The 13952-nt window shown below is 72.6% G+C and carries 13 protein-coding genes and 1 pseudogene; 11 read left to right on the top strand and 3 right to left on the bottom strand.

Going from position 1 to position 13952, the window contains the following annotated elements; genetic code table 11:
• Window positions 1-199 precede the first annotated feature (199 nt).
• Window positions 200-1504: a hypothetical protein gene (locus ACGFML_RS19625; protein WP_393545277.1), complete on the top strand. Its 1305-nt coding sequence runs from the start codon at window positions 200-202 to the stop codon at window positions 1502-1504.
• Here the strand turns inward: ACGFML_RS19625 and ACGFML_RS19630 are convergent.
• A complete protein-coding gene (locus tag ACGFML_RS19630; RefSeq protein WP_393545279.1) occupies window positions 1485-2471 on the bottom strand; it encodes an ATP-binding protein in 987 nt (328 codons plus the stop codon). The genes ACGFML_RS19625 and ACGFML_RS19630 overlap by 20 nt on opposite strands.
• Window positions 2472-2572: 101 nt before the next feature.
• Here ACGFML_RS19630 and ACGFML_RS19635 point away from each other — a divergent pair, with 101 nt between their 5' ends.
• Window positions 2573-3430: an oxidoreductase gene (locus tag ACGFML_RS19635; RefSeq protein WP_393545281.1), complete on the top strand. Its 858-nt coding sequence runs from the start codon at window positions 2573-2575 to the stop codon at window positions 3428-3430.
• A gap of 398 nt (window positions 3431-3828) precedes the next feature.
• Here the strand turns inward: ACGFML_RS19635 and ACGFML_RS19640 are convergent, their stop codons facing one another.
• On the bottom strand, window positions 3829-4710 hold the full coding sequence (locus tag ACGFML_RS19640) for an HAD-IB family hydrolase (protein WP_393545283.1): 882 nt from the start codon (window positions 4708-4710) through the stop codon (window positions 3829-3831).
• Window positions 4711-5218: 508 nt separating this feature from the next.
• Here ACGFML_RS19640 and ssd point away from each other — a divergent pair.
• The 7 genes and pseudogenes from ssd to ACGFML_RS19675 all read left to right on the top strand — a co-directional run.
• A complete protein-coding gene (ssd, locus tag ACGFML_RS19645; RefSeq protein ID WP_393545285.1) occupies window positions 5219-6382 on the top strand; it encodes a septum site-determining protein Ssd in 1164 nt (387 codons plus the stop codon).
• Window positions 6379-7536 carry a TadA family conjugal transfer-associated ATPase gene (locus ACGFML_RS19650; RefSeq protein WP_393545287.1) on the top strand — a complete coding sequence of 386 codons (1158 nt, stop codon included), beginning with the start codon at window positions 6379-6381 and terminating at the stop codon, window positions 7534-7536. Before ssd ends, ACGFML_RS19650 begins: the two co-directional genes overlap by 4 nt.
• On the top strand, window positions 7533-8402 hold the full coding sequence (locus ACGFML_RS19655) for a type II secretion system F family protein (protein WP_393545289.1): 870 nt from the start codon (window positions 7533-7535) through the stop codon (window positions 8400-8402). Before ACGFML_RS19650 ends, ACGFML_RS19655 begins: the two co-directional genes overlap by 4 nt.
• Before the next feature lie 5 nt (window positions 8403-8407).
• Window positions 8408-9205 carry a type II secretion system F family protein gene (locus ACGFML_RS19660; RefSeq protein WP_393545291.1) on the top strand — a complete coding sequence of 266 codons (798 nt, stop codon included), beginning with the start codon at window positions 8408-8410 and terminating at the stop codon, window positions 9203-9205.
• Window positions 9206-9299: 94 nt separating this feature from the next.
• Entirely contained in the window at window positions 9300-9488 is a 189-nt protein-coding gene (locus tag ACGFML_RS19665) for a DUF4244 domain-containing protein (RefSeq protein WP_393545293.1), read from the top strand.
• Window positions 9475-9852, top strand: coding sequence for a TadE family type IV pilus minor pilin (locus tag ACGFML_RS19670; protein WP_393545295.1), 378 nt, complete (start codon window positions 9475-9477; stop codon window positions 9850-9852). Before ACGFML_RS19665 ends, ACGFML_RS19670 begins: the two co-directional genes overlap by 14 nt.
• Window positions 9853-9904: 52 nt before the next feature.
• Window positions 9905-10102: pseudogene (locus ACGFML_RS19675) on the top strand (Rv3654c family TadE-like protein); the annotation flags it as partial.
• A gap of 108 nt (window positions 10103-10210) precedes the next feature.
• Here the strand turns inward: ACGFML_RS19675 and ACGFML_RS19680 are convergent.
• On the bottom strand, window positions 10211-12655 hold the full coding sequence (locus ACGFML_RS19680) for a DEAD/DEAH box helicase (RefSeq protein ID WP_393545297.1): 2445 nt from the start codon (window positions 12653-12655) through the stop codon (window positions 10211-10213).
• A gap of 80 nt (window positions 12656-12735) precedes the next feature.
• Between ACGFML_RS19680 and bldG the strand changes: the two genes are divergently transcribed.
• On the top strand, window positions 12736-13077 hold the full coding sequence (gene bldG, locus ACGFML_RS19685; protein ID WP_004571875.1) for an anti-sigma factor antagonist BldG: 342 nt from the start codon (window positions 12736-12738) through the stop codon (window positions 13075-13077).
• 108 nt (window positions 13078-13185) lie between these two features.
• Entirely contained in the window at window positions 13186-13629 is a 444-nt protein-coding gene (locus ACGFML_RS19690) for an ATP-binding protein (RefSeq protein WP_393545299.1), read from the top strand.
• Window positions 13630-13952: the final 323 nt, after the last annotated feature.

Consider the following 13952-nt stretch of genomic DNA (forward strand, 5'->3'; position numbering starts at 1 on the left):
GTAAATGGATCGTAATGACGTGTAAAGAAAAAGAGAAGCCTTTTCGGGCATATGGGCCGGCCGTTCCCTCTGTCAGGTGAATCTGACGCCTGGAAGGATGCCTTTTCTTCGCGTTTCTTGGCTTTCATCTCACTTCCGGGTAGATCTTCCTATTAATCACTCGAAGGGTGCTGCGGCACCGGGGAATGAGGTGAGTCGAATGGAGGCGCCGGCGAAGGTGACGGCAGGAATAGCCGCGGCCGTGGCGCTCGCCGCGATAGCCGGCTGCGGCGGGGCGATGCACGGCAACCCGCCGCAGAACGCCAGGAAGGGGCGGGTCGCGCCGCACGCCCCCACGCAGACGGTGCACCTCATAGGCGACGGCTCCACCGCGTACACCGGTGAGCAGCCGAACCAGCCCACCCCCGTGCGCCTCGAGCCGGGCAAACGGCCCCCGCAGTTCGTCGTCTTCTCCTGGGACGGTGCGGGCGAGGACGGCCAGAAGCTCTTCTCGCACTTCCGGGCCGTCGGCAGGAAGTACCAGGCGGCCATGACGTTCTTCCTCAGCGGCGTCTATCTGCTCCCCGAGGGCAAGCGGGAGCTGTACGCCCCGCCCCGCCACGCCGTCGGCACCTCGGCGATCGGCTTCAACGATGTCGGGGGCATCCGCGACACCGTGACGCAGATGCGCGGTGCCTGGCAGGAAGGCCACGAGATGGGCACGCACTTCAACGGCCACTTCTGCGGCCGCCGGGGGGTCGGCTCCTGGACGTCGGACGAGTGGGTCAGCGAGATCGAGCAGGCCGAGGGGTTCGTCAAGAACTGGAAGACCAACGCCGGCCTGCAGTCCGAGGAGCCGCTGCCGTTCGACTACTCCAAGGAGCTGGTCGGCGGGCGGGCGCCGTGCCTCGAGGGGCAGCGCAATCTCATACCCGCGGCCCGGGAGATGGGCTTCCGCTACGACGCCAGTTCGTCCGGGGGGCTGCAGATCTGGCCACGGAAGACCGGGGGCATCTGGGATTTCCCGCTGCAGGAGATACCCCTTCCCGGTCGGCACTTCGAGACCCTCTCGATGGACTACAACTTCCTCGCCAATCAGTCCGGCACCACCCACGGCACTCGCGCCCTGCACGCCGTCTGGGGCAAGCAGATGCTGGCCGGCGTGATGCAGGGCTTCGAGCGCGCCTACCGCGGCAATCGCGCACCGCTGTTCATCGGCGACCACTTCGAGTCCTGGAACGGCGGCACCTACATGGCGGCCGTCGAGGAGGCCATCAAGGCCATCTGCCCGAAGAAGGGCGTGCGGTGCGTCAGTTTCAAGCAGCTGGCCGACTGGCTGGACGCGCAGCAGCCCGAGGTGCTGGCCCGACTGCAGGAACTGTCGGTCGGTGAGTCACCCCGGGACGGCTGGGCCGCCCATCTTTCCGACGCCCCCGACGGCGTTCCCCACGCACCGGCGGACAGGCCGGGCGGACCGGTGCTGCCCGCCGGTGCGGACGTGCGGATCAGGCCGGCTGTGGAGTAGCCGCCGCCTCCAGCAGGACGAAGGCGGGGTCGACCTGGGCCGCGAGGTCGGCCCCGGTCTTGGCGTTGCCCCAGCTCTCCGCGTTCTTGAGGTGGAAGTGCACCATCTGGCGGGTGTAGCGCTCCCAGTCGCGACGCTCGTACGACGCGTCCGCCGCGCTGTGCAGGGTCTCCAGGGCACGGCGGTTGGCCTCCTCCAGCTGCGCGAAGGGGGACGGGCGGCCCTTCTCCATGGCGCGTACCCAGTCGGAGTGCCCGACGGTCACCAGCAGGTCGTCGCCCACCTCGGCGCGCAGATAGGCCAGGTCGTCCGAACCCTGCACCTTGTTGCCCACCACCTTCAGGGGAACGCCGAAGTCCCGGGCGTACTCCTTGTACTGGCGGTAGACGGCGATGCCCTTGCGCGTCGGCTCGGCCACCAGGAAGGTCATGTCGAAGCGGGTGAACATCCCGGAGGCGAAGGAGTCCGAACCGGCCGTCATGTCGACGACGACATACTCCTCGCGGCCGTCCACCAGGTGGTTGAGGCACAGCTCCACCGCGCCGACCTTGGAGTGATAGCAGGCCACACCCAGATCGGACTCGGTGAACGGGCCGGTGGCCATCAGCCGCACGGCGGCGTCGTCCAGTGGCACCGTGCGGGCGCAGGCGTCGTAGACGGGGTTGTCCTCGCAGACCCGCAGCAAGCGGGAACCCTCGCCGGGCGGGGTTGTCTTGATCATCGTCTCCGCGGAGGGGAGCCGGGGGTTGCTGCCGCGCAAGTAGTCCTTGATCAGCGGGAGATGGGCGCCCATCGCGGGGAGCGCGGCCGAGGCCGCCTCCTCCAGGCCGAGGGCGGCTCCCAGGTGCTGGTTGATGTCGGCGTCCACGGCGATCACGGTCAGCCGGGCCGCGGCGAGGTGGCGGATGAACAGGGAGGACAGCGTGGTCTTGCCACTGCCGCCCTTGCCCACGAAAGCGATCTTCATGTTCACCAAGGGTAATCGTAGTATCGCGGTGAGTGAGAGCGTTGCGTGAAGAAGACCACTCCTTCGAGGGGTGTGCCCTGGTGATGCGTAGGGTCGTACCCATGGCAGCAAACTCCCGGGGCTCGACCCCCGCACCCCCGAATGCGAGCGCCGACCCGCTCGTCGCCCTGGCGTCGCTCCCGGGGGTCGCCGAGGCGGTGGACTCCGTGCGCAAGGGAGTCGACCGGGTCTACGGGCACCGGATCATGCGACGGCGCAGCAATGAGGTCACCGCCGAGGCGGCGCTGCGCGGGGCGCGGGGTTCCGCGGCGCTCGCGGGGGCCGACTGGGCGCTCGAAGAGGTCCGGCGGCGCACCGACTTCGGTGTGGGCGGCGAGCCGCGGACGGTCGGTGCCGCGCTGCGGCTGACCACCGAGGCCGGGCAGCTGCTGAGCGTGTGGCGGCAGTCGCCGCTGCGGGTGCTGGCCCGGCTCCATTTGGTGGCGGCCGGCGGCGAGGCGGCGGACGAGACGGTGGGGCGGCCTCGACTGGCGGCCGAACCGGTGGACGAGCCGCTCATCGAGCTCGCGCTGCCCGATGCCGACGAGGTGGCGGGGCGGCTGGACGGTCTGGCGCGGTTGCTCCTGGCCGGCAGCGAGGCCCCGGCTCTGGTGACGGCGGCGGTGGTGCACGGTGAGCTGCTGGCGCTGCGGCCGTTCGGCTCGTGCAACGGGCTGGTCGCGCGGGCGGCCGAGCGGATCGTGCTGGTGGGCAGCGGGCTGGACCCGAAGGCCATCTGCCCGGCCGAGATGGGGCACGCGGAACTGGGGCGCGCGGCGTATGTCGCGGCCCTGGAGGGCTATGTCTCGGGGGCCCCGGAAGGCGTCGCGGCCTGGATCGCGCACTGTGGCCGTGCGGTGGATCTGGGGTCGCGGGAGAGCACCGCGGTATGTGAGGCGCTGCAGCGCGGCGCGGCCTGATCGGCGAAGCGCGGCCTGATCGGCGAAGGGGCGACGGTCTTACGGACGCGCCCGCGTCCGCGCCGGACGGGCGCGAACCGGACAACTCCCTTTCCCCGGACAAGGGTTGCGGCGGTACCCGTTGCTACGTGGTACCGCCGCTGGCATGTCCGTCGCGTGACCATGCGTGCACGATGTTTGCCGATCAGGTCGGAAACTTTGTCCGTTACCTGGTGCGGCTGGCCCGTAATCGACGGGTCGGCGTCGCGTGGGTGCCCGACTTTCATGCATCGGTCCGTGGGCCTTGCTGCGTTTCAGGTAGTCCTCTCGGATGTCCTTGGTCTCGCGGGCCGTTAATTCCTTTGTACTCCTGATGCGAGGCAAGCGGAACCCCAGGTATCAGATATTTACGTTTGGCCTCAAATACGTGCAATGCGGGCAAGGCTCCGGGGGGTCGTCCGGCGGCGGCTCGCATACCAGACCAGCCCGGCGGTGGCGGCCGCGGCGCCCACCGCGGCGATGGCGGCGAGCGCCGGGCGCGAGGGCAACGACAGTGCAGGCAGTCGCTGCTTGAGCGGCACCGGCCGGTTGAACGACAGCACCGGCCAGTCGCGTGCGGCCGCCTCTCGGCGCAGCGCCCGGTCCGGGTTGACGGCGAAGGGGTGGCCGACCGCCTCCAGCATCGGGACGTCGGTCGCCGAGTCGCTGTAGGCGTAGCAGCGCTCCAGGTCGTATCCCTCGGACTCGGCGAGATCCCGGACGGCCTGCGCCTTGGTCGGGCCGTAGGCGTAGTACTCCACCTCCCCGGTGAAGCGGCCGTCCTCGCCGACCACCATGCGGGTCGCCACCACCCGGTCGGCGCCCAGGAGTTGGCCGATCGGCTCAACCACCTCGGCGCCCGAGGTGGAGACGATGACGACGTCCCGTCCGGCGGCGTGGTGCTCCTCGATGAGCGAGGCCGCCTCGTCGTAGATGATGGGGTCGATCAGGCGGTGCAGGGTCTCGGCGACGATCTCCCGCACCTGGGCCACGTCCCAGCCCCGGCAGAGCGACGAGAGGTATTCGCGCATTCGCTCCATCTGGTCGTGATCGGCGCCGCCGGCGAGGAACACGAACTGGGCATATGCGGTGCGTAGGACGGCCCGCCGATTGATCAGCCCGCCTTGGTAGAACGACTTGCTGAAGGTCAGCGTGCTCGACTTTGCAATGACGGTCTTGTCCAAGTCGAAGAACGCGGCAGTACGGGGCGTCGAGTGAGGTACGGAGTGGTTTTCCACGGGGCGAGCATAGGGGCCAACCATTCGGCGTAAGGTGCGGCGCGTGGGTTTGCCTGAGAAGGCCCTCGGGTACACCATGGAAGTCACGGATCGTTCGCGACCGTGCTAACACGGTCCGGCTCCTCCCCCCCCCCGAGTCGGCCGTGGGGACGACCCCCGCTCTCCCCCCCGGCGGGGGTCGTCGCATGTCCGGACGCCTTTTGCGTCGCGGCAACCGGATCTCACTCCTCCCCTTCCGTCGCATGGCGGCCCTCGGTGGCGCGGCCCGGTCGTCACTCACCGTAGCTGAAGCGCTGCTCTGTGAAAGCTCTTCTTTGGGCCGGATCTTCTTGTCGGCCTTCGCCCCGCTCTGTGGCCCCAGAAGTGTCGGTTCGTCGCCGGAATAGGTGACAGGGATATTCACAGTCGCGGAGTTGTCCACAGTTTTGGGTCAAGATCCACGGGATTTTCGCGATCGCTGCACCGTAAAAGTCCGCGAGTTCGCGGATGGGCGAGTTGTGTAGCGATAGGGGAACGGAACGTGTCCGGATCCATGACATCCGATCGGCCGGATCGAAGCGAGGAAGAGCGGGGCCTCCCGCTGATCGTCACCCAGGACGAGCGGCTTCTCGACGATCTTCTGCGGCTGTGCGCGGCGGCCGGTGTCCGGCCCGAGGTGGCCCACGGGCCGCCGGTGCGAGGCGGTGCCTGGAAGACGGCACCCTTGGTGATCATCGGCGAGGACTGCGCGGCGCGGTGGCGCGGTCCTGGGCGCCGGGAGGGGGTCGTCCTCGCGGGCCACGACGCCGATGACCCGGCGCTTCTGCGCCGGGCGGTCGCCCTAGGGGCGGAGCGGGTGCTGGCCCTGCCCGACGGCGAGCGCTGGCTGGTCGACCGGATCGCCGACGCGGTCGAGGGAGTGGGGCCGCCGGCCCGCACGGTCGCCGTCGTCGGCGGCTGCGGAGGGGCCGGCGCGAGCACCCTGGCCTGCGCTCTTGCCGTCACGGCGGCCCGCACGGGAGTGCGCACCCTGCTGGTGGACGGCGACCCGCTCGGCGGTGGACTCGATGTCCTGCTGGGCGGCGAGCGGGAGAAGGGCCTGCGGTGGCCCGCCTTCTGCGAATCGCGCGGCCGGGTGGCCGGTGGCGCTCTGGCGGAGTCACTGCCGCGGCTGCACTCCCTGCGCGTACTCAGCTGGGACCGGGGCGGCGCGGGTGCGGCGCCGCCGGCGGCGGCCGTGCGCGCGGTGCTTGCGGCGGCGCGCCGACGGGGCGGGGCCGTGGTGGTGGATCTGCCCCGTCAGGTCGACGACGCGGTGGCGGAGGCGTTGGCGCAGGTGGACGTGGGGTTGCTGGTCGTCCCCGCCGAGCTGCGCGCGGTCGCCGCGGCCCAGCGGGCCGCGGCGGGTGTGCGAGCCGTGCTGGGCGATCTGCGGGTGGTCGCGCGCGGTGTCCCCGGGCCGGACCCGGGGCTGGCCCCGGAAGAGATCGCCCGCCTGCTGGAGCTCCCGTTGGCCGGTGAACTCGCCTGGGAGACGGGACTCTCCGCGGATCTGTCGCGGGACGTGCCGCCCGGGGCACATCCGCGCGGCCCGCTGGCCCGCTTCTGTACGGGCTTCTGGGGACGGGTGACGGCCCCGGGCGACGATCCCGGGGCACCCGGGCCGGGAGTCGGCCGGTCGGCGCGCACCGAGGCCCTGGGCGGTGGGCACCGGTGAGCGAGCAGAACCTGCTGGACGTGGTGCGCAGACGGCTGGCCGAGGCGGGCGCGGAGCCGACCCCGGCCCGGGTGGCAGTGGCCCTGCGGGAGGAGGGGCGGCTCCTGGGGGACGCCGAAGTGCTGGGCGTGGTGGCCGCGTTGCGGTCCGAGATGGTGGGCAGCGGGCCGCTGGAGCCGCTGCTGGCCGCGCCGGATGTGACGGACGTCCTGGTCACGGCGCCGGACGAGGTGTGGGTGGACCGGGGCGGCGGGCTGGAGCGCACGGCGGTGCGCTTCCGGGACGCGGCGGAGGTGCGCCGGCTCGCCCAGCGGCTGGCGGCGGTGGCCGGGCGCCGGCTCGACGACGCCCGCCCGTGGGTGGACGCCCGGCTCCCGGACGGCACCCGGCTGCACGCGGTACTGCCTCCGGTGGCCGTCGCGGGGACCTGCCTGTCCCTGCGGGTGCTCCGGCCTCGGGCCTTCACCCTCGCGGACCTGGTGGCGGCCGGCACGGTGCCCCCCGGCGGCGACCGGTTGCTGACCGCGGTGCTGGCCGCCCGGCTGTCCTTCGTGATCAGCGGCGGTACGGGCTCGGGCAAGACGACGCTGCTCAGCACGCTGCTGGGACTGGTTGCCCCGGACGAGCGGATCGTCCTCGCGGAGGACTCCGCGGAGCTGCGGCCGGACCATCCCCACGTGGTGCGTCTGGAGAGCCGCCCGGCCAACCAGGAGGGCGTCGGCCGCGTGACGCTGCGGGACCTCGTCCGGCAGGCGCTGCGGATGCGGCCGGACCGGCTGGCGGTCGGCGAAGTGCGCGGCGCGGAGGTCACCGACCTGCTGGCGGCCCTGAACACCGGCCATGAGGGCGGCTGCGGCACGGTGCACGCCAATGCCGCCTGCGACGTCCCCGCGCGGCTGGAGGCCCTGGGCTCCACTGCCGGGCTGGACCGCGCGGCCCTGCACAGCCAGTTGGCGGCGGCGCTGTCGGTGGTCCTGCACCTCGTGCGCGACCGGTCCGGGCGGCGGCGGATCGCCGAGATCCATGTTCTGGAGCGCGATCGCGACGGCTTCGTGGTCACTGTGCCGGCCGCGCGCTGGGGACCGGACGGCTTTTGGGAGGCGCCCGGCTGGGCGCGGTTGACGGAGCTCTGCGAGCGGGGAGGCGGGCGGTGAGGGTGGTCGTGGTGCTGGCGGCGGTCCTGGCGGTGCTCTGCGCGGCCGCGGCGGGGTGGTCGGCCGTCGGCGGGCGGGGCGGCCGGGGCCGGCGGGCTCGGGAGCTGTTCGGGAGTCCGCCGGTACGGGCAGCGTGGCGGACCCGCCGGCGGCGCGGCAGCAACTGGAGCCGCGGCCGCATCGGGCGGGAGGTCTGGTGCCTTCCGGCGGGCCTCGGGGTCGGTGTGGCCGGCGGATCCGTGGTGCCGGTGCTCGCCGCGCCGTTCGCCGCGTTTGCCGTCCGCCGGTGGCTGGCCGCCCGCGGCGCGGAGCGCGAGCGGGACCGGCACGAGGCCGCGGTGATCGGGCTGTGCGCCGCGGTGGCGGGCGAGCTGCGGGCCGGACAGCAGCCGGACCGCGCCCTGCTCACGAGCGGCGCGACGGGTCTCGGCGGCCGGGGCGCGGTGGTGCTGGCGGCCGCACGCTACGGCGGTGACGTGCCCCGGGCCTTGCGGGCGGCGGCGCGATTGCCCGGGGCCGACGGACTGACCGGCATGGCGGCCTGCTGGCAGGTCGCGGTGCAGGGCGGCGCAGGGCTGTCCTTCGGGCTGGAGCGGATCGCGGCCGGACTCCGGGCCCGGCGCGACCAACGCGAGGAATTGCGGGCCCAGTTGGCGGGGCCGAGAGCCACGGCTCTGATGCTCGGCCTGCTTCCGGTGGGCGGGCTGCTGATGGGCGGTGCCCTCGGCGCCGACCCGCTGCGGGTGCTGCTGCACACCCCGGCGGGATGGGGGTGCCTGGGGATCGGCGGACTACTGGAGTGGGGCGGCATCGCCTGGACGGCGCGGATCGTCGCCGAGGCGGGCCGGGACAGGGGAATGCGGTGAGTGCGGTGAGTGCAGAAGTTTTCCACAGGGTGGGGATGACGCTGGCGGTCGCGTCGGCTGCGGTGTGGGCGGTCGCGCTGGTGCGTCAGGCGCGCCGCGGACGGCACGCGAGGCGGCGGGCGCACGCGGTGCTGGGTCGTGAACGGCCGTCGACGGGGAGAGCGCGATCGCAGGCGAAGGCGGGCGGGCGGCTGGGGCATCGACTGAAGGAATGGGCGGGGCCGCTGGGTGCGGCGGGCTTCGTGATCATTCTCGTCGATGGCGTGGCCGGTGTCACGGCGGCCCTGGTCGTCGGCTACGGCGCGCATCTGTGGCTGGCGCGGCAACGGGCCGCGGAGGCGGTGCGGTGGAACGAGGCCGGGCTGCGGGCGGAACTGGTGCCGGCAGCGGACCTGTTGGCGGCCACCCTCGCCGCCGGCGCCGGACCACGGGAAGCCGCGGAGGTGGTCGGGCGGTCACTGGAGGGGACCGTCGCCGAGCGGCTGCGCCACGTGGCGGCGGAACTGCGCCTGGGCGGTGAACCTACCGTCGTCTGGCCCCGGTTGGCCGCGCTCCCCGGCGCCGGAGGGCTGGCGCGCTGTATGGAGCGCGCCGGGATATCGGGAGTGCCGGCCGTCGAGTCGGTGGCGCGGATCGCTGCGGAACTCCGTGCGGAGCAGGGCAGAGCGGCGGCCGTGCGGGCCCGGCGGGCGGGGGTGCTGGTCACCCTGCCGCTGTCCGCATGCTTCCTGCCGGCGTTCCTGGCGCTCGGAGTGGCGCCGGTGCTGATCGGCCTGGCGGACGGACTGCTGGGCCACGACTGACCGCAGACAACCGATCGCACAGCGGACCGCAGACAACTGATCACACAACGGACCGCAGACAACTGATCACAGATACGGATTCGAGGGGGTTGGCATGGTGCGACGTCGATGGAGGCGGGTACGCGCCGCGAAGGCGGACCGGGGGATGGCGACGGCCGAGTACGCCGTGTGCACGCTCGCGGCCTGTGCCCTGGCGGCGGTGCTCTACAAGGTGGTGACCAGCGGCAAGGTCGCGGCGCTGCTGCAGGGCGCGTTGGAGAAGGCGATCGGTGTCCAGTTCTGAGGGCGGACGGCGCCACCGGTTCGTCCGCGACGGGGGATTCGCCACTGCGGAGACGGCTGTCGTGCTGCCCGTGCTGGTGGCGGTCGTGGCGGCGCTGCTGTGGGGGCTGATGGCGGTCGGTACCCGGATCGCGTGCGTGGATGCGGCACGGGCCGGGGCGCGGGCGGCGGCGCGGTCGGAACCACCCGCGGCGGTGCTCCGGGCGGCCCGGGGCGCGGCTCCCCGGGCGGCCCGGATCGCGGTGTCGCGGGAGGGCGATCAGGTGCGCGTCCGGGTCGAGGCGCGGTTGCCCGTCCTGGGGCGGCTTACGGCGCAGGTCAGAGGGGAGGCGGTGGCTCTTGCGGAGGAAACGGTGGGGCGGTGACGACGGCTTCGCGACGGTGTGGACGGTCTTCGCGGCGGCGGCGCTGTGCGCGGTGTTCGCGGCCCTGATCGGTGTGGGCCAGGCCGTCACGGCACGGCACCGGGCAGGCGGCGCCGCCGACCTGGCGGCGCTGGCCGCCGCGGACCGCGCCCTCCGGGGGCCGGCCGCCGCCTGCGCGGCAGCGCGTCGGGTGGCCGCGGCGCAGCAGGCCCGCGTGGTGCGCTGCGTCCTGGCCGGGGCGGTGGCCGATGTCGAGGCCGAGGCGGGCCGCAGCCCGTACACCGCGCGGGTGCGGGCCAGGGCCGGGCCGGCCGCCGAGGCCCTGGGCCCGGGCGTGGCAGCGGGCGCGACGCCCGCGCTACGCCCCCTGCGGCGCACCACGCAACAGCTCGCCCAGCAGACGGATGGCGCCCCGCTTGTGCAACGGATCGTTGCCGTTGCCGCACTTCGGGGACTGGATGCACGACGGGCAGCCGGCCTCGCACTCACAGGCGGCGATGGCGCTGCGGGTGGCGGTGAGCCAGTCGGCGGCCGTGTGGAAGGCGCGCTCGGCGAAGCCCGCGCCGCCCGGATGCCCGTCGTAGACGAAGACGGTCGGCAGCAGGGTGTCCGGGTGGAGGGGGACGGAGACGCCGCCGATGTCCCAGCGGTCGCAGGTGGCGAACAGCGGGAGCATGCCGATGGAGGCGTGTTCGGCGGCGTGCAGCGCGCCGCCCAGCTGCTCGGGATTGACGCGCGCGGCGTCGAGTTGGTCCTCGGTGACCGTCCACCACACCGCGCGGGTGCGCAGCGTCCGCGGCGGCAGATCCAGCTTCGTCTCGCCCAGGACCTCGCCGGTGATCAGCTTGCGGCGCAGATAGGAGACGACCTGATGGGTGACCTCGACGGATCCGAAGCAGAGTCGGGCGTCGCCCCAGGGGATCTCGGTGTCGGTTTCGAGCACGGAGACGGCGGTCGTGTCGCGGGCGGTCGTGGAATAGGGCGGGTTGGCCTCCTGGACGAGAGCGACGCCGTCGTCCAGGTCGAGCTGCTTGACCAGATACGTGCGCCCCTGGTGGAGGTGGACGGCGCCGTCGTGGACGGAGGCATGTGCGGCGCCGGCGTCCACGGTGCCCAGCAGCCGTCCGGTGCCGGCCTCGACGACCTGCACCGGGGAGCCGCCCTGGCCCCGGATGTCGGTCAGGTCGGCGGCCCGCTCGCGGCGCGTCCAGTGCCAGGCGGTGGCCCGTCGGCGCAGCAGCGCGGCGGACTCCAGCTGCGGCAGCAGCCCGGCGGTCGCGGGGCCGAAGAGCGGGAAGTCGGCCTCGGTGAGCGGAAGTTCGGCGGCGGCAGCGCACAGGTGCGGGGCGAGGACGTAGGGGTTGTCCGGGTCCAGGACGGTGGACTCGACCGGCTGGTCGAAGAGCGCCTCGGGGTGGTGGACGAGATAGGTGTCCAGCGGATCGTCGCGGGCCACCAGGATGGCGAGGGCCCCCTGCCCGGAGCGCCCCGCCCGGCCGGCCTGCTGCCACAGGGAGGCGCGGGTGCCCGGGTAGCCGGCGATGACCACGGCATCGAGTCCGGAGACGTCCACGCCCAGCTCGAGCGCGGTGGTCGCGGCCAGGCCGAGCAGGTCGCCGCTGTGGAGGGCGCGTTCCAGGGCCCGGCGTTCCTCGGGCAGATAGCCGCCCCGGTAGGCGGCGACCCGAGCGGGCAGCGAGCGGTCCACCTCGGCCAGCCGCTCCTGGGCGATCAGGGCGATCAGCTCGGCGCCGCGCCGCGAGCGTACGAAGGCGACGCTCCGGACGCCCTGGACGGCGAGGTCGGTGAGCAGGTCGGCGGTTTCGGCGGTGGCGGTGCGGCGGACCGGGGCGCCCTGCTCGCCGTGGAGCTCGGTCAGCGGCGGCTCCCACAGCGCGAAGACCAGCTCGCCGCGTGGCGAGGTGTCCTCGGTGATCTCCACCACGGGCAGCCCGGTCAGCCGGGTCGCGGCCTCGCCGGGCTCAGCGGCCGTGGCGGAGGCCAGCAGGAAGACCGGCTCGGCGCCGTAGCGGGCGCAGATCCGCCGCAGCCGGCGCACGACCTGTGCGACGTGCGAGCCGAAGACGCCGCGGTAGGAGTGGCATTCGTCGATCACGACATAGCGCAGTGCGCGCAGGAAGGAGGACCAGCGAGGGTGGGCGGGGAGGATCCCGCGGTGCAGCATGTCGGGGTTGGTCAGGACGTAGTTGCCGTACTGACGCACCCACTCGCGTTCCTCGACCGGGGTGTCACCGTCGTAGACCGCGGGCCGGACAGCGGTGCCCAGGGGGGTGGCCAGTTCGCGTACCGCGCGCCGCTGGTCGGCCGCCAGGGCCTTGGTGGGCGCCAGGTACAGGGCCGTGGCCCCGCGGCCGTTGGGCGCCTCGGAGCCGTCCAGGAGCGTGGAGAGGACCGGCGCGAGGTACGCCAGGGACTTGCCGGAAGCGGTCCCGGTGGCGACGACGACCGACTCGCCGCGCAGTGCGTGTTCGGATGTCCGTGCCTGGTGGGCCCAGGGACGATCGATTCCGGCCGAACGGATGGCGTCGATCACTTCCGGCCGGATCTCTTCGGGCCAGTCGGCATGGCTACCGATGCGCGGGGGCAAGTGCTCCGTATGAGTGATGCGCGCAGCGCGGGTCGCGCCCCGGGCCAGACGGTCGAGAATCATGCCTGGGGAGGGTCGTGCGCCCGCGTCCTGCGGCAGTCGATTGGAGGCCATCGGCACCGAGTGTGTCACCGGACTGACCGACAATGCTGACAAGGCGTCGTGCACGCCTGCCGGTAAGTGATTGAATGCCATCGCGGCTGCCAGATCCGCCCCTACTTCGGTGGGGAGGCCCCAGGGGGGCGACCGCTCGATAGCAAGGTGCTGGAGGATCCGTGGACCTGTCCCTGTCGACCCGGACCGTTGGCGACCGTACGGTCGTCGAGGTCGGTGGCGAGATTGATGTATACACCGCGCCCAAGCTGCGAGAGCAGCTGGTCGAGCTTGTGAACGACGGAAGCTACCACCTCGTGGTGGACATGGAACGTGTCGACTTCCTGGACTCCACGGGGCTCGGCGTTCTGGTCGGCGGGCTCAAGCGGGTGCGTGCCCATGAGGGCTCGCTGCGCCTGGTCTGCAACCAGGAGCGCATTCTCAAGATCTTCCGTATCACCGGTCTGACCAAGGTGTTCCCGATTCACACCTCGGTCGACGAAGCAGTCGCCGCGACTGACTGACGGCTGCGTGGTGCCCCGCGCCCCAGGCGCGGGGAAGGAAGTAGTGGGGGGTACCGGACGTCCAGTCCGGCCCCCTGCGTTGCACGTCCGCATATCGAGGGGGATGGCATGGCCACCGTCGAACTTCGCTTCAGCGCCCTTCCCGAGCACGTCCGGACCGCACGTCTGGTCGCCGCTGCCGTGGCAAGGCGCGCAGGAGTGGACGAGGCCGTGTTGGACGAGGTGCGACTCGCCGTCGGTGAGGCGTGCAGCCGTGCTGTGGGTCTGCATGCCAGCAACGGCATCGGGGCTCCGGTGCGGGTGCTGCTGATCGAGGACGAGAAGAAGTTCTCCATCGAGGTGGGCGACGAGGTTCCGGGCGGACCCGGTCCGGCCGGTGCGCATGCCGAGCAGGCGGCCCAGGGCGGCGCGGAGAGCGAGCCCGAGGGCGAGGACGAGATGGGCCTCGCGGTCATCAGCGGGCTGGTCGACGACGTCGAGGTGACGTCCGGCGAGAGCGGTGGTGTGATCCGGATGAGCTGGCCGACGCCTCAGGTCGCGGTTCTGCCGTAGCGCGGCGGCCGTGCCGTCGGGGGAGCGCGAGCGAGCGTTCCTCGTCCGCAGCCGGCTGGGGCCAACCGCCATGTCGACAATCATCGCAGCCCGGTCGGGCTCGCGCTGATCTCGTTCACGCCGATACCGGCGCTTCTGTTCCACGCGGACACCGGCGCTGTGGTGCTTCTGGCCGTCCGTGCGCCGCTCCCGTGGCGGACTTCCGTGCCGCCGCCGTGCGGACGCGATCTCGGTACGCGAGGGTCGTTGCTGACGGCGGCGTCGGGAGCCACCGACGTCTTCGGCGGGGTTCCGATCCGGACTCGATCCGACGCGGTCTCGCG

The organism is Streptomyces sp. NPDC048650 (assembly GCF_043199095.1).
GTDB lineage: Bacteria > Actinomycetota > Actinomycetes > Streptomycetales > Streptomycetaceae > Streptomyces.

What these genes read in the sequence shown, in the direction of transcription:
- ACGFML_RS19625 (WP_393545277.1), top strand. Translation starts at nt 200, where the DNA reads ATGGAGGCGCCGGCGAAGGTGACGGCAGGAATAGCCGCGGCCGTGGCG.
- ACGFML_RS19630 (WP_393545279.1), bottom strand. Translation starts at nt 2,471, where the DNA reads ATGAAGATCGCTTTCGTGGGCAAGGGCGGCAGTGGCAAGACCACGCTG.
- ACGFML_RS19635 (WP_393545281.1), top strand. Translation starts at nt 2,573, where the DNA reads ATGGCAGCAAACTCCCGGGGCTCGACCCCCGCACCCCCGAATGCGAGC.
- ACGFML_RS19640 (WP_393545283.1), bottom strand. Translation starts at nt 4,710, where the DNA reads ATGGTTGGCCCCTATGCTCGCCCCGTGGAAAACCACTCCGTACCTCAC.
- ssd (WP_393545285.1), top strand. Translation starts at nt 5,219, where the DNA reads ATGACATCCGATCGGCCGGATCGAAGCGAGGAAGAGCGGGGCCTCCCG.
- ACGFML_RS19665 (WP_393545293.1), top strand. Translation starts at nt 9,300, where the DNA reads ATGGTGCGACGTCGATGGAGGCGGGTACGCGCCGCGAAGGCGGACCGG.
- ACGFML_RS19680 (WP_393545297.1), bottom strand. Translation starts at nt 12,655, where the DNA reads ATGGCATTCAATCACTTACCGGCAGGCGTGCACGACGCCTTGTCAGCA.
- ACGFML_RS19690 (WP_393545299.1), top strand. Translation starts at nt 13,186, where the DNA reads ATGGCCACCGTCGAACTTCGCTTCAGCGCCCTTCCCGAGCACGTCCGG.